Below are 5,738 nucleotides of genomic sequence, written 5' to 3'. Positions count from 1 at the left end.
GTGCAGGGGCTTCCTTACGGCCAGTACATCGTCGTGGAAACCACCGTACCGAAGGATGTTTTTCAGGCTGAACCGTTCCTTATCAATGTCAATGCGTCCAGCCCGCAGAGCAGCTTTACTGTGCCTGCCGGCAGCATCACAACGCCCAGTGACAGCTACATGACCTACAACATTCTGGACGAAGAGTTAGAGGGTTACTTGCAGCTTGTCAAAATTGACATAGAGACGGGAAAACCTGTCAAAATTGCCGACACCACGTTCAACCTTTACTACATTACCGAGGACGGCCGTGAAACCCTTGTGGAGATGAACGACCCGAAATCCGGCAATGCTTGGGCAAAGACCAGCACTTTCTATACCGACTCCAACGGCGAAATGAAGACCCCCGAAAAACTGCCACTGGGCAAGTACCGCATCGTTGAGGTCGAGGGCCCGCGCGGGTATTTCAATGACCGCCAGTACAATGTCGTGTTTGAACTGACCTCTGACCGTGTGTATCAGGTCAGAGGCGGCAGTGTCGATGGCATGGATGACTATGTCATCACCGAAAACTACTATAACCACGAGACATTGGGGCAAATCAAAATCCGCAAAATCGGCAACGTGCTGACCGGGTATGAAAACGGGCAGTTCATGTACGAGACGGACAATCTTGCCAATGCCACCTATGAGATCCGCGCACAGGACGACATTCCCACGCCGGACAATCAAGGTACGCTCTGGTACGCAGACGGCGACCTTGTCGCCACCGTTACCACTGCCGAAGATGGACAGGTGGACGAAGTCCGGTTCAGCCCCACACGAACCACTGCAACCTACGATTTTCTGAAAGTGACCCACGATGGCACCAAGGGCGAAGTTACCATCACGCTGCCGCTGGGTACCTACACGATTTCCGAGGTACAGGCTCCCTACGGGTTTGTCCATACCGACCACACCTACACGGTGGTGCTGGATTGGGATAACCAGTACAACGATCTGGTGCTTGCGAAGTCTATCATCGACCACACACAGGACGGCGATGTTGTCTACGACTACTCTATTATAAATGTAGGCAATGCCAGCGCCGAACAGATTGAAAAGCAGATTCTCGTCTTTGAGAATGCCCGCGTGCTGCCAGTCGTTGAGGAGGGCAAAGTCGGTGTTGGGCTGTATAAACTGGACCGCGACACCTGCGATTTGACTGATGAAGCACCATATGCAGACGGCTGTAAGACCCGCGTCTCCCTCTTGAATGGCGGCAACAACCGCGCCGACATCCCGGCAGATGCCAAGATGGTCGCAGGGGCTGTTTATGAACTGTACACCGCAGACGACATTTACAGCACCTCCGGCGAGCTGCTGGCCTCCGCCGATACGCTGCTGGGTACAGCAACCACCGATGAAAACGGCCTTGCCTATTTTGATGTAGACATTCCCCTGCGCGGCGAACGCTACGGCAGCAGCGATGTCCACGACTGGACGACCAACAGCGGACGCTACTATCTGCGCGAGGTCAATGTGCCGGACGGCTACCTGATTGAGCAAAGCGTAATCCCTGTGGAGTTCACCTACGAGAACCAGTTCATCGCGTGGCAGATCGTTGACTGCCTGCACTCCGACAAGCAGACCACCGTAGAGATCGATAAGCGCGCTTTTACCTCTGATTCTGATGACACCTTTTCCCTGTCTGGTGCCGCCTTGACCGTGACCGACTGGAACGGCAATGTGGTGGATAGCTGGGAGAGCGGCGACATGGCTCATGTGATTCGTGGGCTGCACCTTTCCAATGACTTTGCAGGGAACTGCGATCCCTCCAAAATCTACACCTTGACCGAAACCCGCCCGGCAGACGGCTATACCACCGCCCGTGCAATTCAGTTCCGCTTGGAGCAGGCCACGAACGACAACGGCTGCTTGCAGGAAACCGCGGTCTGGATGCTGCGCGAAAGCGAAGATGACGAATACCAGTCCGGCAGCATCATCTCCACCACCGTGTTTTCTGACGACACCGTGACTACGATTCCCGCCAAGCTGCGCGCTTTCTGGGATAGGCTGCTGGGCAAGAATCTCGATGCAGACGGCGTTGTCATTGCCAACTGGTGCTGCGTGAACAGTACGCTGGTGGTTGATTTTACCAACGCTGCCAATGACCGTGCGATTGCCAAGTGTCTGCGGGAGAGTGACTTCTCCGACCTGACGTTTGACAAGGTCTATTTGAACGGCGCAGCGGCTCCTGCGTTCTTTGCCGATAAGCAGGTTGCCGACAAGCCCGCCGATGCAGAAATCACCTACTCTGCAAGTTGGATTTTGCTGAAAAATTCCGATGGGTTCAGCCAGACCGTGACAATGCTAGATGCGCCCACCCGCGTAAAAATCAGCAAAGCCGACATTGCGACCCACGAGGAAATCCCCGGTGCCACGCTGCGCGTGCTGGATAAAGACGGCAGTGTTGTGGACGAATGGGTGTCCGAGGACACGCCGCACTACATGGAAGCCGTGCTGGTTGCGGGCAGAACATATACGCTGGAGGAAAGCCTTGTGCCGGACGGCTCCGGGTATGTTCCTGCCAGTGCCATTCGGTTCACGGTCGAGGATGACGGCAAAGTCCAGCACGTTTTCATGCAGGATGACTACACGAAGGTGCAGATTTCCAAGACCGATATTGCCACCGGCAAGGAAATCAGCGGTGCAAAGCTAAAAATCACGGACACCGACGGCAAGACGATTGCTGAATGGGTCACGGACGGCACGCCCCACTATATGGAGCGCATCCCGATGGGCACGTACACCCTGACCGAAACGATGGCTCCCACCGAGCAAGGCTATGTTCGCGCCGAGAGCGTTACCTTTGAGGTTGGTCCTACCGAGGATATTCAGCGCGTGGAGATGAAAGATGACTTCACCAAGGTCGAAATCTCCAAGGCTGACATGACGGATGGCCGCGAACTGCCCGGTGCAAAGCTGAAAATCACCGATGCCAGCGGCAACACCATTGCCGAGTGGGAGACCAACGGCCAGCCCCACCGTATCGAGCGTCTGAAGCCCGGTGAGTATACGCTGACTGAGACAGCTGCCCCGGCCGGGTATCTGCTCAGTGAGGAAGTACACTTTACCGTGCAGGAGACCGGGGAAATTCAGAAAGTTACGATGTACGATGCCCCGGCGCACGCGCTGATTCTCACCAAACGAGATATTGCCACCAATGCAAAGCTGACAGATGCCCGCTTAACGATCCGCGATGCCTACGGCACGACCATTGATCGCTGGACAACTACGGACGGCGACCATGCCATTCGCGTACTGCCGGAGCGCTCCGCCGCCAAAGACCCGCACAAAAATCTGCTGCTTTTGTCCGATGACACCAGCGAACACGTCTACACGATGGTGGAAGAACTGGCCCCGGACGGCTATCTGGTTGCCGAGAGTATCACGTTCAAAGTCATGCAGATGAACGATGCCCTTGTTGTATTCATCTGGCAGGACGGCGGCTGGCAGAAATCTTCCGAGGGGTACCTTGCCATGTACGATGAGCGCACCGATACGCCCGTGCCGCTTATGAAAACTTTCCCGCAGACCGGCAGCATTTTATAAAAACTGTGCCAAGTTGTTACACTGCGCACAATTTAAGAATGGAGTGATATTTTGTCCGTTTCCTGTTTTACTTCCACCAATTCGCATCTTTGCAAGTTCCTGCGCACCACAGGTCGCGATTGGCGCAACACTATCTACATCGAGTGCGGCGACTGTCAGCGTGCTGCGAGCCGTAGCTGCAAGAATTTGCTCTGTGCCTTTGACACGGCCGGCGCGCCGGTAATCGTGCCGGTACATGATGTGGAATACTTGTTCAGCACCACCGTGGACAAGTCCGAGTGCCGTGCCATCCTCACGAAAGCCAACTTCTGTGAACTATACAAAGGCTGGATTGATGAGCACATCCGCGACCCCCACGCCTGTCCGTTGAATGATTTGTACGTCAGCTGGGAGATTCCCGAGCCTTGCGCGGCGAGGATTTTTCTGAATCGGTAAATAGGCGCCAAATAACAACAATCCCCAAGGTGACTTCATGCTGCCTTGGGGATTTGTTTGTATCGCACTCGATATATGACACTAACTTCGTTCTGTCTTTTGTTCTTGTTGTTACATTTCCCTTGTGTTCAAGAACTTTTGTCTGATTTGCTTTACAGTCTCCAAATGTCTGTTTGCATAGAACTTTTTTACGGCATCGGACGTGTGCTCAACCTCTGAATTCAGAGCATTTTCCAACTTTTCAAGGTTTTTCCTTGTGACTTCTGTATCCGTCTCGTCACGTTCTACTGCGCCACCCCTAAAAGATATTTCTTTTAATATAGTTAGCATTTCTTGCTGTTCCGATATATTTGCTTTTTTGTACGCAGAGAGAAATGCGGCAAGTAGCTCGTCATTAAAGCATACAAGTATTTTAGATTTCGCTGCGAGACCTCTTTCGTATGTTGGGTTCTTTAAGTAATCTATAAAGAAAATCTCGTTCATTAAGTATGGCCACTGATCTTGCAACTTCTCTATTTCCTCATTGAGCGATTGTTCTTGTGGCGTCAATTTAGTTTCGCCTTCGTCTCTCATAAGTCTTCGGTGTCCACGTTCTTCACAAATATCTCCCTTTATAATTTTAGCTTTTCTATTATGGAATCCCTGAAGCAATCTTGCATCATCAACGTCACACTGTATAGGAACACCTATTTTCCGGAAATCATCAAGCCTTCCTAAAAGAGCCACATAATCATAGTGCCTCTCCCATACCATCAGTAGGAAGTTTTAGGCTGTGCCATAACCCATACACACGTTCAAAATCTATCAAACATGATTTGAATGTTCTGAGATTGCGACTCCCGCTTTCTTCAAATACTTGGAATAGCTTTGGGCTTTCTTTTTTCAAGAATTCCTTGTATTCACTTGTTTCTGTCTTGTAGTCTTCAATCATTTCCTGTTGGATTCTTCGATACTCCATGTCCAACTTGACTGTTCGCTCTACAACTTTTTCCTTAAAAGTTTTGTAATTTTCCTCATCTTCTATATTATCTTCCGATGCAATTACTATTGTCTTAATTCTTTTGTCTTCTACATAGGTATTTATAATTCCCAATAAATCAATTACACCGATTTTACATCGCTCAAAATCGTCAAATACTAAAACCAATTTCTTTTTAACAGGCTGCTCTTCCCCTGCAACTATACAATAGACTTCTTTCTCAATCGGTAAAAAATCATGGATATCAATGGACAGCAACATATTCGCACTTTTTGCTATCTTTTTGATTTTTCCAAAGTCAAACAGTACACCAACATCCGTTATCCATTTCCCGCTGATCCGCCGTATGTTCCCAAAGAGAACCCCTGCGGCGCTTACCTCTACGACTTCACCTACCAAAAGGATGCCGCTGCCCCGCGTGCATTTCTGAACTTCGAGGGCGTTGCCTCCTGCTTCTATGTCTGGCTCAACGGTCAGTTTGTCGGGTACAGTCAGGTCGCCCATTCCACAAGCGAGTTCGATGTAACGAAGTTTTTGCAGGACGGCACCAACCATCTGGCGGTCCTCGTGCTGAAATGGTGCGATGGCAGTTACATGGAAGATCAGGATATGTTCCGCATGAACGGCATTTTCCGTGATGTCTACCTGCTGCACCGACCGGAACAGTGCATCGAGGACTATTTCATCACCACCGACATCCACGGCAGCACCGCAGGGGTTGCTGTCCGCCTGCGTTACTACGATTCCGCCG

5 protein-coding genes are annotated in these 5,738 nt (G+C 51.2%); 3 read left to right on the top strand and 2 right to left on the bottom strand.

From position 1 onward, the window contains the following. Both B5D32_RS15305 and B5D32_RS14225 read left to right on the top strand, forming a co-directional pair. A partial coding sequence (locus tag B5D32_RS15305) for a SpaA isopeptide-forming pilin-related protein (RefSeq protein ID WP_276327555.1) occupies window positions 1–3,573 on the top strand: 3,573 nt, incomplete at its 5' end. Window positions 3,574–3,624: 51 nt separating this feature from the next. Further along, window positions 3,625–4,008: a hypothetical protein gene (locus tag B5D32_RS14225; RefSeq protein ID WP_078785621.1), complete on the top strand. Its 384-nt coding sequence runs from the start codon at window positions 3,625–3,627 to the stop codon at window positions 4,006–4,008. A gap of 111 nt (window positions 4,009–4,119) precedes the next feature. Here the strand turns inward: B5D32_RS14225 and B5D32_RS14220 are convergent, their stop codons facing one another. Next, window positions 4,120–4,734, bottom strand: coding sequence for a hypothetical protein (locus B5D32_RS14220; RefSeq protein ID WP_143402800.1), 615 nt, complete (start codon window positions 4,732–4,734; stop codon window positions 4,120–4,122). A 4-nt stretch (window positions 4,735–4,738) separates the two neighbouring features. Further along, complete coding sequence (locus tag B5D32_RS15090) at window positions 4,739–5,248, bottom strand: P-loop NTPase fold protein (protein WP_143402799.1); 510 nt, start codon at window positions 5,246–5,248, stop codon at window positions 4,739–4,741. Between B5D32_RS15090 and B5D32_RS14215 the strand changes: the two genes are divergently transcribed. After that, the coding region (locus B5D32_RS14215) for a sugar-binding domain-containing protein (protein ID WP_338108553.1) at window positions 5,225–5,738 on the top strand (514 nt) is incomplete at its 3' end. The two genes, B5D32_RS15090 and B5D32_RS14215, sit on opposite strands and share 24 nt — an antisense overlap.

Source organism: Gemmiger formicilis (assembly GCF_900167555.1).
GTDB lineage: Bacteria > Bacillota > Clostridia > Oscillospirales > Ruminococcaceae > Gemmiger > Gemmiger formicilis.
The sequence above is the reverse complement of the archived record's forward strand: the minus strand, read 5'-3'. Positions and strand labels throughout refer to the sequence as shown.